The 18,163-nt window shown below is 44.2% G+C and carries 12 protein-coding genes; 2 read left to right on the top strand and 10 right to left on the bottom strand.

Features of this window, described 5'->3' with window-relative positions:
• Nucleotides 1–85 precede the first annotated feature (85 nt).
• From B4W65_RS10810 to B4W65_RS10750, 10 genes are all read right to left on the bottom strand, one after another.
• Nucleotides 86–895: a phospholipase D-like domain-containing protein gene (locus B4W65_RS10810; protein ID WP_088655169.1), complete on the bottom strand. Its 810-nt coding sequence runs from the start codon at nucleotides 893–895 to the stop codon at nucleotides 86–88.
• 717 nt (nucleotides 896–1,612) lie between these two features.
• Nucleotides 1,613–2,887, bottom strand: a complete 1,275-nt coding sequence (locus tag B4W65_RS10800) for an AlbA family DNA-binding domain-containing protein (protein ID WP_088655167.1) — start codon at nucleotides 2,885–2,887, stop codon at nucleotides 1,613–1,615.
• 162 nt (nucleotides 2,888–3,049) lie between these two features.
• A complete protein-coding gene (locus B4W65_RS10795) occupies nucleotides 3,050–4,315 on the bottom strand; it encodes an nSTAND1 domain-containing NTPase (protein ID WP_088655166.1) in 1,266 nt (421 codons plus the stop codon).
• Nucleotides 4,316–4,486: 171 nt separating this feature from the next.
• Nucleotides 4,487–5,251 carry a class I SAM-dependent methyltransferase gene (locus tag B4W65_RS10790; protein ID WP_088655165.1) on the bottom strand — a complete coding sequence of 255 codons (765 nt, stop codon included), beginning with the start codon at nucleotides 5,249–5,251 and terminating at the stop codon, nucleotides 4,487–4,489.
• A gap of 187 nt (nucleotides 5,252–5,438) precedes the next feature.
• On the bottom strand, nucleotides 5,439–5,825 hold the full coding sequence (locus B4W65_RS10785) for a hypothetical protein (protein WP_088655164.1): 387 nt from the start codon (nucleotides 5,823–5,825) through the stop codon (nucleotides 5,439–5,441).
• Between the two features lie 604 nt (nucleotides 5,826–6,429).
• Entirely contained in the window at nucleotides 6,430–8,520 is a 2,091-nt protein-coding gene (locus B4W65_RS10780; RefSeq protein ID WP_088655178.1) for a tyrosine-type recombinase/integrase, read from the bottom strand.
• Nucleotides 8,521–9,714: 1,194 nt separating this feature from the next.
• A complete protein-coding gene (locus B4W65_RS10765) occupies nucleotides 9,715–10,008 on the bottom strand; it encodes a PG0541 family transporter-associated protein (protein ID WP_088655161.1) in 294 nt (97 codons plus the stop codon).
• 423 nt (nucleotides 10,009–10,431) lie between these two features.
• On the bottom strand, nucleotides 10,432–13,608 hold the full coding sequence (locus B4W65_RS10760; RefSeq protein ID WP_088655160.1) for an efflux RND transporter permease subunit: 3,177 nt from the start codon (nucleotides 13,606–13,608) through the stop codon (nucleotides 10,432–10,434).
• Between the two features lie 18 nt (nucleotides 13,609–13,626).
• Nucleotides 13,627–14,640: an efflux RND transporter periplasmic adaptor subunit gene (locus B4W65_RS10755; protein WP_088655159.1), complete on the bottom strand. Its 1,014-nt coding sequence runs from the start codon at nucleotides 14,638–14,640 to the stop codon at nucleotides 13,627–13,629.
• A 24-nt stretch (nucleotides 14,641–14,664) separates the two neighbouring features.
• A complete protein-coding gene (locus B4W65_RS10750; RefSeq protein ID WP_240509550.1) occupies nucleotides 14,665–15,978 on the bottom strand; it encodes a TolC family protein in 1,314 nt (437 codons plus the stop codon).
• 244 nt (nucleotides 15,979–16,222) lie between these two features.
• Between B4W65_RS10750 and B4W65_RS10745 the strand changes: the two genes are divergently transcribed.
• Together B4W65_RS10745 and B4W65_RS10740 are read left to right on the top strand one after the other, a co-directional pair.
• Nucleotides 16,223–17,248: a sensor histidine kinase gene (locus tag B4W65_RS10745; RefSeq protein ID WP_088655158.1), complete on the top strand. Its 1,026-nt coding sequence runs from the start codon at nucleotides 16,223–16,225 to the stop codon at nucleotides 17,246–17,248.
• A 119-nt stretch (nucleotides 17,249–17,367) separates the two neighbouring features.
• Nucleotides 17,368–18,132, top strand: coding sequence for a LytR/AlgR family response regulator transcription factor (locus B4W65_RS10740; protein WP_088655157.1), 765 nt, complete (start codon nucleotides 17,368–17,370; stop codon nucleotides 18,130–18,132).
• Nucleotides 18,133–18,163 lie beyond the last annotated feature (31 nt).

The following is an 18,163-nucleotide window of genomic DNA, read 5'->3' as shown; positions in this document are numbered from 1 at the left end:
CCGTCACAAAAGTTGGTTCGGGGCAGAATGGTTCACATAAAAACCTGACCCCCAATATTTTATATATGATGTTGGCGGTATGTTGTTATTTAAATTTGTCAATTCGCTTTAATGCTTCATTAATTGTATTATTATCAAACAATATTTTGTATTTGTCTTTAAGTATAATGGCTTCAAATGTCAAATCCAGTCTTTTTATCTCCCATAGTTTAACAAAACCTGATTGAATAGAATCTACGCCAGTAGCAATAAGTCTTTTAGGAGTACCTATTGCACCGTATTTTTCAATTAAGTCATAAATCCCATTGTAGTTTAATTTTACTTTTAGATTTTTGCATTCCGAAAGAGTATTAAGTAGTTCATCTCTAAGCTCATTTTCAATTTGTTCAAGCTCAATTTCACTCGCAATCACCCCATTTGAAATGCATGATGAAAAATTTGATTGTCCATATACAATTGAATTTTCAATAATCTTTTTAAATCGAACATTGTATTGTTTAATGACTCCTTTATTATCAGTAATTATTATTGATTCATAATTTTTGTATTCCGCATTATAGGTATAATTATAAGAACCCATAAGAATTTTTTCATTATCAAAAATTGCGAATTTCTCATGCAAGAATTTATAATGTTCCGATGGTATTATTCTTATTTCTCCGCCATGTCTAATAAAAGGGTCTTTATCTAGCCTTAGATTAATCTTATCATCGCTGATTAAAATTGAAACAGTTACTCCATTATCCAATTTTTCAATGAGTTCTCCAAGTATCTCTTTATTCGTGAACCACGCAACAGCAATTTTTATCTCATGTTGCGAATTTTGAATACACTCGATAATACTCGTTTTAATATTTTTAAAAGAAGCTTTTAGTATGGTTGTTTCATTTATCATTTCATCTTGTCCTTAAAGAATCCTATTTAAATAATTCCATTTAAAGAAACCTGTATCAATTAACAGAAATAAGATAAGACAAATAGCAAATTTTGCTGAATCAAGTCGAAAAAATGTACTATCTGAAACTAGTGAATTATATTTCTTTTGCCTAAAAATCATAAGCAAAAACAATCCAATTGGAAAAACCCAGAATACATTCAAGGAATTTATAGTCCAATCATTTTTTAAGAAGTCAAGGATATTCATATTAAAAGGGTAAAGCATTATAAAAATCCCTGAAAATTCATAGAAGTCAGTTGAGTCCATTCTTTGCCGTACGAACCCCAAACCTGAATATATTAAAAGAATACCTAACAGCAAATCGGAAATCAATGAAGTCATTGGCAACATAATAAAAAACAGGATACTTGAAAAATGATATGCAATAATATGATATACAGAAAAGTATAGTAAATACAGCCCTGCTAATATTGAGCAGATACTAATTATTGACTCAAGAAAGGAAAGTCTTCTAAATAAACTATTTATGGTTAGAATCATCTTTCTCATTAGCATGGTTTTTCTGTTTCAATTACCGCCAACGGATGGCAATATGCGGAGGCCGGGATTTCGAAGCTCCAACTTGTCAAACCGTTACAATTTTTATTAAATGTAATAAACTTAAATTTACCCACATCCCCCGGCTTACGTATATTGCGTGTTGCCAGCTGGTTTTTATTCAATATCGCTATTTTCAACATAGTCAATGTAAGATAAAGCATCACGAAACAAATAATTCAAAGAAGATTTACTAAAAGGATAAAACAGATTATAACACTCGTATAATCCTTTAATTAATTTATCAAAGTCAAAATCACCTTTGTTTAAACTAAATATTGATTCTAAAAATACTTTACCGCTATCCTCTGAATCAAAAGTTAAATCACGATTAGCAATAATCAAGTCAAAGTATTCCTTTCTTAAAGGTCCTAGTTTTGATGACGATTTTAAAGTAAATCTACTTTTCATTGAAAGCATCTTTTTATCCTCTTCTATACGTTCAATCAATTCATCTTTAACATGTGACCTGCATTTAAAATCTACTAAAAAATCGATAATCTCCTGTTTTGTTTTTCCTGTCCGCTGAATAAAAGAATAAATAGGGTAAATCGAAGTATTTTTGTAACAAATAGATTTGATATACTCAATGGAGTCAAATTTGAAGTTATTGGTTAAAAACACAACATAAATATCCTCCTCATAAATTGATTGGTTCTTTGCAACAACTCTTGTTAATTCAGGTATTTCTCCGATAATTTTAACTGCAGGCTCACCATCAGATTGAATGGAGTACCTATCAATGACTTTTATTTGCTTTAATAATTTCTCATCTAGTAAAAATGTGTTGTTGTCTCCAATAATCTCGCCACTTACTGTGTTTAGTATATTTAAATTACTTATCCCAACTTTTGAAGCATTTTGAAACAAGCTCATCCATTTTTCAGATTCTTCTTTTCTAATCTGATTCATTAATTTCATTAAATCTCCAGATTTTATTTTTGAAGATTTTGCACCGTATCGATAATATATATCAGAGGAATTTGTCTTTGAACTATCCTTACAACAAATAATTGGTCGCGTATCACTCTTATGGGCATATAAGATACCTATCATCTTTCCGTTAAAATCATAAGTTCTTCTGTCGAATCGAATGGTTGGTGTGAAAATTTCGTTTATGTAGTTACTTATATCAGCATCATCAATGTCCTCAAAATTTTCAATTCCAACAATTTTATGTGGTCTGTTTTCTACACCAAAAAACAATGCACCACCCTTATTATTTGCAAATGCGGAAAGTGATTTTGAATAATTAGAGCGGGCTTTTTCTATATTCCAATCAAAACTTGCTTTAAACTCAATACAGAAAGTTTCTCTTCGCTTGATTATATCATTATCATCAGCGATACCAAAAAAGTCATCAAGCCATTTATCTGTTAAAATTTCTGTCATGTAGCACTATGTTTCTTAAACTTGCTGGCAACGCTACGCATATGCCTAGTGGCGGATTGCGGGCGATTCAACTGTCAAACCGTGGTGAAGTTTGAGCGGGCGAAAAGCATTGCAAAATGCAGTAAAACCGCCATTAGGTATATGCGATGTTGGCGGTAGTTATTAATTTGTAAAAATCCAAGGTCTTGCTTTTACGTAAGTCCAAAATAAAGAATCTTTAAACCGATAGTATCTTTCTCTTACTTTAATAATTTCCGCACCATATTCATCAGAAACCATCTGTCCAACATAATGACTTGGATTGTCAACTTGCTTGTCTATTGCTATTTTATAAGCGTCACCTGTATGAACTTCACCATCTGCCTGAACACAACTTGCGAGAGATTTTAAGACGGCTTCTCTTTGATATGAAGACGCAACTGCTTTTTTGTAACGCCCTTCTAAAACAGGGTCTGCTTCTTTTTCAGCTATATCCCTTAAAGCTTGTTCTATGTAGTTCTCATCAAGTTCGTATATTCCCCCAAAATATGCTGACCTAAAAGCTTGTTTGCCTATAAGGTGAATAATATAAGGATGACCATTAGCAAGAGAAATCATTTTACTTATTGCACCATCTGTAAATGTTATAAATCTTTCAATTGACTTTTCTGCATTATTGATAATTTCGGTCAATTCATCAGGTGCCATGGATGGTAAATTGATAACACTTCCAGCGAACAATCTATCTGCACTTTCATGTTCTTTTATGAGAGTTTGTATATCGCTTGCCACACCAATTATACAAAACTTCAATCCAGGCGTATTTGTTGCGAGAGATTTTAAAAGTCTAGCAAAACCCGTGGGATTAGAAATTTGGTCAAATTCATCTACGACTATTAAAATTCCATCTTTGGCAATTTTGGATTTTAATAAGTCTGTTATCACGTTTTGAAAAATAACATCAATTTGATGCTCATTAATTACGGACTGATGAGATGTTTCAGAAATTCCTTCCCCACCTACTTTTATTAATTTTAGGTCAACACCTGCATTGATTTTATCAATCTCCTTCTTTGCTGTTGGTATTTCATAAATCCATTCAAGTAGGCAATCCCGTGTTGTTAAAAGTCTAACAAGCAAATCTTGTGTATTATTGACAGCATTTCCACATGCAATGTAAATGGTCAAAAAGTCAAGCTTTTCATCAATTTGAATTTCAAGCTTTTCAAGTAACTCATTATTGCCTTGACTAATGTTGATTATTTGTCTTGCTAATGAAGACTTTCCAATGCCACGATTGCCAACAACAGCAATATTCGCACCTTCTGAAATTAAAGCGGAAAATGAATCAATAACATGAGTTCTTCGGCCAGCAAAGTTTTCTGCCTTTAAAATTTCTTTTGCTGGCAAGAAAGCGTTCTCTATCTGTCGTAATGATATTTTATTCATTGATTATGGATTTGCTGTTTTTATAATTACCGCCAACGTCCAGCGATATGGTGCGTGGCTAATCTTTATGGTATATACTTTCTGGCCGTTAAGAATGCTCTACAACGGACGAAACCTGCTATAAATATGCTACATAGCCATGCGCTATAACGCGTGTTGCTACCAGTTGTATTATTGTCCTTTTATAGCTCTTGTCGCGAAGAACGCAGGGAAATATTTATCAATTGCACTCTCGCCGCCCCAGTAATCTTCGTAAAAATCGGTCATTAAAAACCCAGCACTCAACTGTTCGCCAATTTGCGCTGTGAGACTATGACCAAATTCTAATGCTTCCTTATTCTTGATAATATCAGCCAACTTTTCTTTCGGTAATGAGGTCAGGTCTGAATATGGTTGGGTATAGATTAATTGAAAGGGATTAACGTTTTGGTCTAATTGGAAAGAAATAGGATTTATCAAGCCTGTCATTAATATTCCATTAGTTTTCAAGACCCGAAAACATTCTTTCCAAACGGGTTTTAAGTTATCGACAAATACTACAGAGCATGGGTTAAATACTACATCAAATGACATGTCGGCAAATACTGACAGGTCTTTCATGTCTCCCTGCACTGTTTTGATATTAAGGTTAAACTCATCACTTAGAGTTCTATCTTGATTTAATTGATTCTCCGAATTGTCAAAAATGGTAACATCAGCCCCTAATGCTGCCAGAATCGGCCCTTGTTGTCCGCCACCACATGCTAATCCTAGTATCTTTAATCCTTTTAAATTGGGAAACCAGGAATAAGGAACGGGTTTCGTAGGTGTTAAAACAATGTTCCAAATACCATTCTTGGCATTCTCAATATCAATTTTAGTAACGGGAATGGTCCATCGCACATTATTCTCAACATATCTATCCCAGACGTTTTTATTGTGTTCGGCTACATTCATTTAAGCATGGATTTTTTCTTACAATTGGTAGCAACGTTTCTCGGGTATGGCGTCGTTGCGCCCTTTCTATCAAACCGTTACAATGATAGTTAACTGCACTAAACTACAACTTTGCACTTACTTATCTAAGAGAGGGGCGCAATGCGCTATGACCCGATGTTGGCAAACGTAATTTTTATCTAATCAATTAATAATCATTACTATTTGGTAAATTTAGTGCCGCTCCTATTTTAAAAATATAATTTTTGTCATCTATAATTATCAATAGAGTATCATTATTAGCCTTTTTGTATATAGAGTCACCAACTCCAGCAATCTCACTAATTCCTGGTTTTGAATAATCATAATTTTTCGATTGAGGAATCAGGATTTTTCTTTTATTTGTTAGTTCAACATAACATGATCCATGGCTAGATCTGTATTTTAATATTTTATTGTTTATCATTGTTTTAGTATCTACAAGTTCATAGTTTCTATCTGTCAAGTTTTGTATTATTAAAACAGTTATACCTAAAATAATTATCACAATTATAGAAAATGTATACCAAAATTTATTAGAATTTACATCAACCATTTGTAATCATATTAAATATCAATTATTATCATAAATTGTATCGCAGCTGGTTGGTTTTTCTATTATGTTTGCCAACACCTAAATAAACGCTATTGCGTTTAGGAGTATTATGTAAGGAGGGAAATATAAGCGTAAGTACCTCATGTAACGAGGATATAGACAAAATAGATATATTTGGTTATAGGAAATAGAAGGACCAATCAGGAGAGCTTAAAGAACAAAACAAACGAGTTGCAAGTTCAAAACACTGGATCTTGGCACGACTTCGTCTTCCTCAGTCACATTGCGGCCAGGTTAAGGAATTGGTCGGTGTAAATCACCATACAATAATTGCAAAAATTATTAACATTTGCAATATTAAATTAACGACTCTTGCTAAACACTCAAACCACTAAACAACAGCGCAATACAACACACAAAGGCAAAACATCGGCATATAATAGGAGCAATTAGCGCAGCCAAAAAGTCAAACAATCGACCGGTAAAGCGAAAAATTGCATAGCACAAACTACTCCCTTCAGGCTATTGAAGCAGAAAGAACAACATCGGGTAGGTGGCAAACCTAATGCAACCTACAAAGGAGAAGGCAAAAAAGCTATGCGCATTAAGGTGGACTGTGGGGCTTCTTACCAGCAAAACCTGTTTGGGCAACCATGCGGTCGAAGGGACTGGCTACGTTAAGCAGCGCATCACTTACTACATGCGTATAACGCTCCGTGGTTTTAATGCTTTTATGTCCAAGCAGCTCCTGCACGTACCTGACATCGCGACCTTCTTCCAATAAATGCGTAGCAAAACTATGTCGCAGCATATGCATATGCACCTTTCGTTTAATGCCGGCAGCCTTGGCTATCTTCTTTAAAATGACCGCCATACTGGTGGTACTGTATTGCGTACCGGGACGAGGGCCCTCAAAAAGAAAAACTTTGGGCTTTGCCTGATTCAAATAAGATTTGAGCCATTCATGCAAGTGCTGCGAAAACAAAGTATAGCGGTCGCGTTTACCCTTCGAATCCTTAATAAACAGCAAATTACGCTTCAAATCCACATCACATAAGCGCAAATTACGGATTTCAGAACGGCGCAAACCAGCAGTGTAACCGATGGCAATCAGCAGCTTATGCTTTAAATTGTCGGTCGTGTTAAGCATAGCCGAAATCTCCGACAGAGAAAAAAAGTCGGGCAGATAAAAACCCTTTCGGGGACGCACCACATGCTTGTCGGAAAGCGTATGATTATGGATGCGCTCAAAAAAGAACTTAAAACTACTCACCAGGTTGTCCTGGTGAGCACTCGACTTCCCCCGGTGCAACAACAGGTAATCACGCACCTCATCGTCCTTAATAAAAGCCGGGTGCTTATAATTGTAATAATCCAAAAACCGCATAAAAGCACCCAGGTACATCACCTGCGTCTTCGAGCTCAAGCTGCTCTGCTTCAAAATTACCTCATATTGCTTCCGATAAATTTCCTCCAAGCGATAATGCCCTAAAATCCGGCACAACTTCCCCTTTAACGACTCCACGGAATAAGGCACCCCCTTATCCTCCAACAAAAAAGTAGCCAGGTCATAAGTCCGTTTCAACTCCGCCACCAAATCGGCATAATAAGCCAAGGCCAACTCATTGTTCCCCGGCATACGGCAGTCCTCCTCAAAAATATTTTCCGCATCCTTCGGCAAAGCACAAATTTGGTTTAAGGGCAGATTGGCATGATACACCAGGAAGAGCAACATCCTATCGCCGGGCGAAGCAATTCCATCCAGCAAAGAGCGAATTTCGGCATACGGAAGGAAGAGCGTAGATTTTCGCACCTCCGTTTTTTCCGCCAGCGGAAAAAACATCTTGTCCCTGCCCAGCGTCCGCTCATAATAAAACTTTACCGCAGCAATCATTTGCTTAAGCTGCGTTGAAGACAGCAGAACAGACTGCCTCTTCAAATAGCCATACAATTCACTGTAAGTCAACTCATCAACAACCCTGCCCTGATGATCCTTCAAAAAAAGAAGAAAACAACTCTTGTAAATTTCCTGCGTTCGAAAGCTCAAACGACGCAACAACATCGCCTCATCAAACCGCCTGACCGGCAGCTCAAAACCAGCCGGGAGAGCAGGTGGCTCAGCAGATTTCTCCAACGTAAGCACCCGTGGTTTAAAGCCAAACCTCTTCAAAACATCCAGCACCTGCAAATAAATCACATTATCGCCCGGAAAAACCCAACGACGGTCGGTCGACACATAGGTCCCTACATTTAAACGAGCCAAAGAGTTAAAAACAGCAGAATGATAACTGTGCTCAACATAAAACCTCTTATTCACCTTATCCACCAACACCCTTGCAAGCAGCTCTGAAGCAACGGAAATAGCATCCGCAACCCTAATTTCTGTTGGACTTTCCACAAGTGAATGTACATCTGCATCCATAGCTTTTTCCGGTTTATCATCCCGTTCAGTCACCTTTCCCCCATCCCCAAAAACAAGTTCCAAATCAGCAGCCCTTTCATACACCTCACTCAGCCAATGACGGTAATTCTCCCGAAACGGCACATGCCAACACCTCAAAGATTTACTATAGGCACGCCCAGGCAAACCACGCGTAATAACATTAAAATCAGAATCCGGCAAATAAACATCCGGCTTCAAAGCGAGGCGACGACACCCCTTATGCAAAACAGGAAAGACAAATAAACGAGCCATCAGCAGGGCAGAGTAAAGGTTATTAAAGCAATAAGCCCCAATATAAACCATCCCGACAAAAAAGTCAAGCCACTCACAATCAAGATGCCCGAGCATCACCAGCGCCCCCCTCCCCTCAACTCGTCACAGCGAAGGGCAATGACTGCAAGTCTGCAGCTTTTGGGGGAAGAAGCGAGTGACCAAAGGCGCGACCAAAATTTGTGCTGTTTGAGCCGAAGGCGAGTTCACAAATTTTAGCGCCGCAGGAAGCAAGCGCCCAAAAAGATGCCAGCGTCCCCTCCCCTCAACTCGTCACAGCGAAGGGCAATGACTGCAAGCCTGCAACTTTTGGGGAAAGAAGCGAGGGACCGAAGGCGCGACCAAAATTTGTGCTGTTTGAGCCGAAGGCGAGTTCACAAATTTTAGCGCCGCAGGAAACAAGCGCCCCAAAAGATGCCAGCGAAGCAGACAATGCCCGAGCATCACCAGCGCCCCCCTCCCCTCAACTCGTCACAGCGAAGGGCAGTGACTGCAAGCCTGCAGCTTTTGGGGAAAAAGCGACGTGACCGGAGGCGCGACCAAAATTTGTGCTGTCTGAGCCGAAGGCGAGTTCACAAATTTTAGCGCCGCAGGAAGCAAGCGCCCAAAAAGATGCCAGCGTCCCCTCCCCTCAACTCGTCACAGCGAAGGGCAGTGACTGCAAGCCTGCAGCTTTTGGGGAAAAAGCGACGTGACCGGAGGCGCGACCAAAATTTGTGCTGTCTGAGCCGAAGGCGAGTTCACAAATTTTAGCGCCGCAGGAAGCAAGCGCCCAAAAAGATGCCAGCGTCCCCTCCCCTCAACTCGTCACAGCGAAGGGCAATGACTGCAAGCCTGCAGCTTTTGGGGAAAGAAGCGAGGGACCGAAGGCGCGACCAAAATTTGTGCTGTTTGAGCCGAAGGCGAGTTCACAAATTTTAGCGCCGCAGGAAACAAGCGCCCCAAAAGATGCCAGCGAAGCAGACAATGCCCGAGCATCACCAGCGCCCCCCTCCTCTCAACTCGTCACAGCGAAGGGCAGTGACTGCAAGCCTGCAGCTTTTGGGGAAAAAGCGAGTGACCGAAGGCGCGACCGAAATTTGTGTTGTTTGAGCCGAAGGCGAGTTCACAAATTTTAGCGCCGAAGGAAACAAGCGCCCCAAAAAGATGCCAGCGCAGCAGACACTGCCCGAGCGCCTAGTACGACTGCACAATATCCCACACAAACGCCCGCACCCCAATATCCTTATTCCGGATATCCAATTTGTGCACCGTCTTCAGCAAAGTATCCACCTTATCGTCCTCCACCATCGTAATTAAAGCCGAATTCATTTCCGGCCAGGTGTGCGTACCACGACGCGGTTCACCGGTTTTACTGCCGCGCCCCTGTACCTGCTCAAAAAAAGTATAACCCCTTATCTCCAAATAGTCCAACATATATTCCACACGCTCGGTGTTGGCCTGATTAAATACTATAAATACTGCCTTCATCTTTGTTGCAATTAATATTATTATTTAGTCCAAACCTGCAATATTCCTACATTCTCTATCACTAAACCCAACGAACAAAGCAAGCTAAAAACCTTCCCTGTGGGAGGACTGCCGACCTGGGTCCTGTTTGCTCACCCCATCGCTGCATGCCACGCGCCTCACACAAAGGCCGGGGGTTGTAAATGAGTCCGACCCGTGAGAGAAGCCCGGTATACAAACCTGGGAGCCCAACCCTGGATACAAACCTGGGAGCCCAACCTGCCAGCTGATTCGGTGAGCCCTATCCCTGAGGCAAATCCTTGATGTAAGCCCGCAAGCCAACCCGTGAGGCAGGCCCGGCATTTACCCTTCGGAAAAACAGGCCCTTCGTAATCAGAGAGGAACATGGCCCCCAACCAAGGGGAGCCATGTTGCCTTAAAACATTATGCCTGGTCGGCATTTTCGGCCAGACGGACAAACACATACTCTTTACGGAGTTTTTCTGCCTTATTGCGCTCGCCGTGGCGCGACATGATGCCATACAACAGCGGCACAACAATCAGCGTAACCAAAGTAGATACCAGCAAACCACCAATAACTACCACGCCCATCGGACGCCAGGCTTCGGAGCCGGCACCCTGACTCAAAGCCATGGGCAGCATACCCAGAATGGTGGTGAAGGCAGTCATCAAAACCGGACGCAGACGAGACGATCCCGACATGGCAATGGCTTCGTTAAGCGGATATCCGCGATCGCGCATCAGGTTAATATAATCAACCAGCACAATACCGTTTTTCACCACAATACCTACCAACATAACCACACCCAGGGCTCCAATCATATCCAGACTAATGCCCGTAATCCAAAGAGCCAGCACGACCCCCGAAATGGCAAAGGGTACCGACATCATAATAATGAAGGGTTTCGACATCGACTCAAACTGCGAAGCCATCACAATGTAAACCAACAACACAATCAACAGCAACAAAAGAATCATATCGCCAAAGGTCTCCTGCTGGTCTTCGTACTGACCACCAAGACGCAGCGTAATGCCCTGCGGCACCTCAACCTCCTTAAGAACCGATTCAATATCAAGAGCCAATTCCCCCAGCGAAGTTTTGTAAGGCGTTACCCCAACCGTCAGTACCCTTTGGCGACTCTTGCGCTCAATGGTGGGAGGTGTCCAGTACTCCTCCACACTCGCCAGCTCACTCAACTTGATGTTACCGGCAGCAGTAGGAATCGACAGGTTCTCAATATCGGTAATGCTGTTTCGATCTTCCTCAACCAAACGCACAATAATGTCGTATTCATCCCCATCTTCCTTCAGGTAACCCGATGCCATACCGGCCACCCGGTTGTAAACCAAACCCGAAATAGCAGCAGCATCCAAACCGTGGCGCGACACCTTCTCCTTGTCCACATCAATTTTCAGCTCGGCACGGTCCTCATCGCGACTGATGGTGATGTCGCGGGCAGCAGGCACCTTTTCACTGATGGTGCGACGGATCTCCTCAGCCAACAAGTTGGTCTGGTCAAAATCGTGGCCATAGACCTCTATGTCCACCGTAGCCGCAGCACCACCCATGCCGCTCGAAACGGAAGCCTGGTAGTCAACAATCTCAGGATAAGCTTCCATCTCCTGACGAAACACCTCGGCAATATCAAACACACTGCGCTCCCGTTCCTTCTTATCGGTAAGCACCACCGTCATTGCAATTTTATTGTTCGAGGTGGAGTTAAACAGCGCAGAAATACCCCCGTCGTCACTCGACCCGGCCGAAGTCGACAACATCTTAATTTCCGGAGCCAACTCCATAAAGCGCTGCTCCAAACGACGGGCAGTCTTCAAAGTCTCCTCCACCCGGGTACCCCGGTTCAGCTCAACACTTACCGACACACGTCCCTGGTCGCTCTCCTGCATAAAATCAGTACCAATCAAGCCAAAAAATGCAGGTAAAAGAGTGAGGACAAACAAAATCACCACACCCAACAGGGTCTTTTTCTTATTCACCAGGGCCCACGACAATACACGAGAATACCAGCCATCCAGGCGATCCAGCCCCGAAACCACATAACGGTCGTACCAGGTACGCTTCTCCTCTTCAAAACTGATGTGTCCCTTGTCATCAACACTCACCTTACGCGATTTCAGCAATTTACTGCTGAGCATAGGCGTCAACGAAATAGCCACCAGCGTAGAGGTCACCACAACAATGGTCACAATCCAGCCCAACTCCTTAAACATGATACCGGCCAAACCACCCAGCATAGTCAGGGGTACAAATACTGCCGCAATAACCAGGGTGGTTGCGATCACCGACACCCACACTTCATTGGTAGCGTATATGGCGGCTTCACGGGGACTCGCGCCCCGTTCGATGTGTTTGGTGATGTTTTCCAAAACCACAATGGCATCGTCAACCACCATACCAATGGCCACGGTAAGCGACGACAAAGAAATGATGTTGAGCGAACTGCCGGTAAAGGCCAGGTAAACAAAGCTCACCACCAGCGCAATGGGGATGGTAATGCCAATGATGAGAGTAGCCCGCCAGCGCCCCAAAAAGACAAGCACCACCAATACCACAAACAATAAGGCGTACATAATCGACTCCTGCAAACTGTTGATGGAGTCCTTAATGTCGTCAGAAGAATCGTAAATCGGCTCCACCTTAACGTCGGACGGCAGCAAATCCTGAATCTTAGCCATCTCCTTAGCCACCCCTTCGGCAATGGCCACGGTGTTGGCACCCGATTGCTTGGCAATGATTACACGCACGCCATCACGACCGTTGATCTTCTCGTCGAGCGACAAATCTTTAATGGTGTCGCGCACCATAGCAATGTCACGCACAAAAACCTGTCGACCATCGGGCATGCTCGACACCACAATGTTTCTGATTTCCTCACTCTCGATGTACTCACTGCGCACCTGCAACTGGTACTGCTCCTTCTCCATTTTAACCGTTCCCGAAGAACGGTTAAGGTTGTTGCTGCTGATGGCAGTTCCCACCGCCTCCAGAGGCAATCCGTATGCATCCAGCTTATCCTGCCGAATGTCGACATAAACATAACGTTCCGGCGCTCCTGCCAGGGAAATGTTACCAATGCCGTCTACCCGGTTCAACTGTGGCATTACCACATCGTTCAGAATTTTATCCAGACCGGCATAACTGGCATCGGCGGTAACCGAATACATCATGATGGGCATGGAGCTGGTGCTGAACTTAAAAATAAACGGGTTATGGGCCCCGGAGGGCAAATTGTCCTTGGTCATATCGATGTACGAACGCACATCGTTGATCACCTCATCGAGGTTGGTCCCCCATTCCAGCTCCAGCGTCACCATCGACATATTGTCGAGCGATCGTGAACTCAACTCCTTCAATCCGTCTACCGAGTTGAGACTGTTTTCGAGCAAACGGGTCACATTGGTCTCCACCTCACTGGCGTTGGCCCCCGGATAGGTCGTCATCACCGTAATGTAAGGCGGCTCAATTTCCGGATACTGGTCAATGGGCAACATCTGCAGCGAGAAGAGTCCCATCACCATCACCGCCACAAAAATAAGGGCAGTGGTAACCGGTTTGTTTATCGATGTTTTAAATATACTCATGGAATCAAAAAATCAGAATTATTGAATTACGTTCAGCTTTACCCCATCAACAAGACGTGCCTGTCCCACCGTTACCAGCTCGTCGCCAGGCTGCAGTTCGTCAGACTCCACTTCAATCAGTGAATCGAAACGCTGGCCAAGGGTTACGCGCACTCTTTTGGCTGCGCCCTGCTCGTGAACAAACACATAGCGCTCATTAGAGCCGGTGAGTTTGAGTACGGCCTGATAGGGAACCATAAGGGCAGTGGCTTCGCCCACCTGAAGGTGGGTGCGGACAAACATTCCGGGACGCAGACGATTATCGGCATTCGGAATTTTCACCTTAGCCATAAAGGTATGGGTGCCCGGGTCGATGGTCGGATACACAATCTCGATGCTGGCCGGAAAGGTTTCACCCGGATACACGTCCGACTCTACCTGAAGACTCATGCCCTCTTTAATCTGGGGCACGTAACGCTCCGGAATGCTGATGAGGGCCTTCAGCTGATGGGTTTGCGTCAACACCAAAATGGGCGTGCCGCTGTACAATTCGCCATCCTCATAGTTGCGGGCCGAAATAACACCACCAATAGGCGCCTTATAAAAAGTATTGGCCTCTAAAAAGGCAAGATTCTCCCGGGTTTGGTCATAAGCCATTTTGGCCTGATCGTAAGCCTGCTGAGTAACCGTCTCGGTCTCGCGCAGCAATTTAACCCTTTCGTATTCCAGAGCCACATTATTCATGGTCAGACGGGTGGTATTCAACTGGGTTTGATCCATGCGCACCAGCAACTGGCCGGCCTTCACACGGTCGCCCACCTCCACCATAATTTTTTCAATGGTACCGGTAACGGAAGGCGACACATTTACCGTCTCATAACCCTCCAGAGTGGTCGAAAGTTTCAGTTCCCGAGTCACAGTACGCTCCTTTAATGCCGTAACCTTTACATTTTCTACACGCTCCGCTTCAACGGCCTCCTCTGCTTTGGAGCCGCAAGCACTCATTATAAGGGGGAGACTTCCCAACAGTACCAGTTTAACTATTGCCTTCATCTGTTGTATTTTATTGATTTTGTTTTATTGATTATCGGTATTTAAAAGCTGTTCCAGTTCGATGCGGGCAGTAACCACCTCGAGCAGGGCTTGTACGTAGCTGCTTTGAGCAGCTACGAGCTCGGTACCGGTATTGGTCACATCCATACTCGATGCCATACCGTGCTCGTACTTGCGCGAAACATTATCGAACAGTCGCTGGGCCACGGTCATGTTTTCCTTTTGCGACAGGTAGCTCTCGAACGAAGAACTCAGGTTGTACATCAACTGACGATGCTGCACCAGCAGGGCTTCCCGGGTATCGTCGTAGGTATTTACCTGCTGCTGGTAGGCCAGCTGGGCCATTTTAACGCCTTTGAGTCGACTCCCACTCGAAAAGATGGGAACGTTCAAAGAGAGGCCAAACATGTTGGGCGGTGTGGAGCGCATCGTCATTTCGTCGCTCATGTATTCTACCTTGGTGTATTGGTAAAAAGCCGAAAGCGTAGGGGCAAACTCCCACTTCTTCAGCGCTATTTGCTTTTGGGCCAGGGCCACATTCTCGCTGAGCAACTGAAAATTGTAATTATTATCCAGTACAAACTCGGTATCCAACAGCGCCAGTGCATTTTCTACCTGCATCAAATCGTCGACATTCTGTGTAAGTGCCAATTCGGTGGCTACACTCAGGCCCAGTTGCAGGCGCATCGAATTGTAAATCATTTCGAGCTGCCGGCGGGTACTGTTGAGCGAAGTCTTCATTGAAGTAACCTGCACCGAAATGCGGTCGGCATCGGTCTGCTCAGCCACGCCCACTTCAACAGAGCGCAGGGTGTGCTGCTGCAGCTTTTCGAGATTGACGAGGTTCTGCTCCAACAAGTCCACCGTCTCTTCCATGGCCAGGGCCGAATAATAAAGGGTCTTCACCTGGTCGCTGACCTCCTGCTCGGTCTGCTTCAAAGAAATATCGGCCATGCGACCGGCAATTTTTTCGAGCTGCACGCCAACGACCTGCGCGCCGCTGAGGGCGACCGAAGCGGTACCATTAAAGGTGATGGAGTTGGGCATCGAAATTTTAAACTGGCCCAAATCCATGCTGTAGCCAAACATATTGCTGTAATCGGCCTTGGCACTCACCTGAGGCAACATCGTGGCCAGGGTTTGCCAACGACGGGCTTCCGCCACCTGCACTTCAAGGGTGGCATTCTTTAAGCTGCGGTTGTGCTCCAGCGCATGGCGCTGCGCATCTTCCAAGGAAAGCTGCAACAACGAATCGGCCTCCTGTGCACGAAGCACCACAGGTCCGCCCAATAACGCGACAGCCATCATCCCAATCAAAAATCTTTTGTGTATTCGCATCAATCTTGTGTTATTGTAATGTTAGGCTGCAAATATCGGCACTATATAAGAGTTGCGAAAAAACAATCAAGCAAGCCCCCCGCCATTTCAACCAAATGCCGCTTTATTTCAATCAGCGCCTTTGCTTGAAGAAAAAGGCCATTCATTGATAAATCAGGGATTTAGGAGCCAGTCTGACACCAAAAGCGTATTTTTGTAGCGTTGAATTGGCGAAATCACCGTTTCGCTCCGCAAACAGACCATTATGCTGAAAAAAATAACAACCTGGTACAAGGCCATTCCCGGATACACCATTTGGATATTGCTGGTACTTTTTTACTTTACCACCGGTGCTCAAATCAGTACACTGCGGGGCATCTATCACGCCCTGGTGCTCACCTCGCTCCAGGCCATTGTGTACCATGTGAACCTGCATCGCTTTCTGCCCAAATACTACGATCACCAGAAAAACAAATTCCGCCTGGCCAATGCAGTGCTCATCATGAGCCTCGTAGTACTGGGAACAATAGCCGAAGCTGTATTTCATCACTTCTTGCCGCAATATTCCCACCCCAACTTTAATCTCCTGGGGCCCTTCATCTTTTACACCATATTGGCCCTCATGGCCTTTTGGGTAGGCATGACCCAATATCTGGTCGACAAGCAGGAGAAAAACAACATCGAAATTGAAAGTCTCAAGCGCGATAAGGCCGAAAACGAACTGAAGTTTTTAAAAACACAAATCAATCCCCACTTCCTGTTCAACGCCCTCAACAACATCTACTCCATGGCCTACACGGGCGACCGCTCCACACCCGAAAAAATTACCATGTTGTCGGACATGCTGCGCTACGTACTTTACGAATGTGAGTCGGATTACATATCTTTATACAAGGAGGTAGATTACATCAGCAGCTTTTTGGAGTTTCAGCAATTGAAGACCGAAGAGCGACAGAATATTGTTTTTGAAGCCGAAAATTACGACGACAATTACCAGATTGCCCCCATGCTGCTGGTGACTTTTGTAGAGAACGCCTTTAAGCACAGTAAAATTGAAAAGGACAAGGAGGGTTTTGTAAAAATATGGTTGTCGCAGGAGCCGGGGCGTTTTCACTTTGTGGTTGAAAACAGCATCCCCGACGAGCTGCCCAACCAGCAAAGCTCCTTCAACAAGGGCATTGGCATTGAGAATGCCAAAAACCGCCTGGCGCTGCTCTATCCCGGTAAGCACCGGCTCGACATCAGCAGCACCGGCAAAGAACACAAGGTGGTGCTGGAACTTTTGCGCTAGAGATGAATAAGCAGAAGTAGACCCCATACCAGAACAATCCGGCCGCTGAACGACCACCGTCGGGCAGGCCAACAGGACCGCGGGGTGCAAAACAGTTTCCCCACCAGTAAAAACAAAACATGGCAGAACAGAAGAAATACAATTGCATAGTAATAGACGATGAGTTTTTGGCCCGCAAACTGATGGCCGACTACATCTCCAAGGTGCCGCAGTTTAACCTGGCGGGCAGCTTCGACTCGCCCATGGCGGCTATAGAAACCATAGCCACCGGCACCATCGATGTTATATTTACCGATATTGAAATGCCCGACATGTCGGGCATGGACTTCATCAAAAACATGTCGCTGCCCCTGGTGCCCATCATCGTCTTTGTAACGGCCTATCCCCAGTATGCGGTGCAGGGCTTCGAGGTCAACGCCACCGAGTACCTGCTCAAACCGGTGTCCTTCCCCCGCTTTATCAAGGCCGTCAACAAAATCATCACCATACTCAACTACAAGCAACGCCTCGAGGCCATGGGGGCGCCCGAAACCCTCAGCACCCTGCCCGCGGCACCCCGCGAAGAGAGTCGCAATTTTCTCATTGTAAAGACCGACCGAAAAATGGTGAAACTGCACTTCAACGACATCCTGTTTGTAGAAGGGGCGCTGGAATACGTCACCTTTCACACGTCGAGCGACAAGTTTATGAGTCTCTACTCCCTGCGCAAACTCGAAGAAGAATTGCCCAGGGAACGTTTTATGCGCATCCACAAGTCCTACATTGTAGCGCTCGATAAAATAAAGGAAATCAACGGCAACCAGGTGGTCGTGGGCAAGCACAAAATCAGCGTAAGCAAAGCCATGAAGCCGGCCCTGCTCGAACACTTTTCGGGTCGCGAGTAAAGCTTTAACAAGCCAAAGCCTTATCTTTGCA

Origin of the sequence: Geofilum rhodophaeum (assembly GCF_002210225.1) — a bacterium.
GTDB classification, from domain to species: domain Bacteria; phylum Bacteroidota; class Bacteroidia; order Bacteroidales; family Marinilabiliaceae; genus Geofilum; species Geofilum rhodophaeum.
This window is presented reverse-complemented; position numbering and strand designations above follow the sequence as displayed.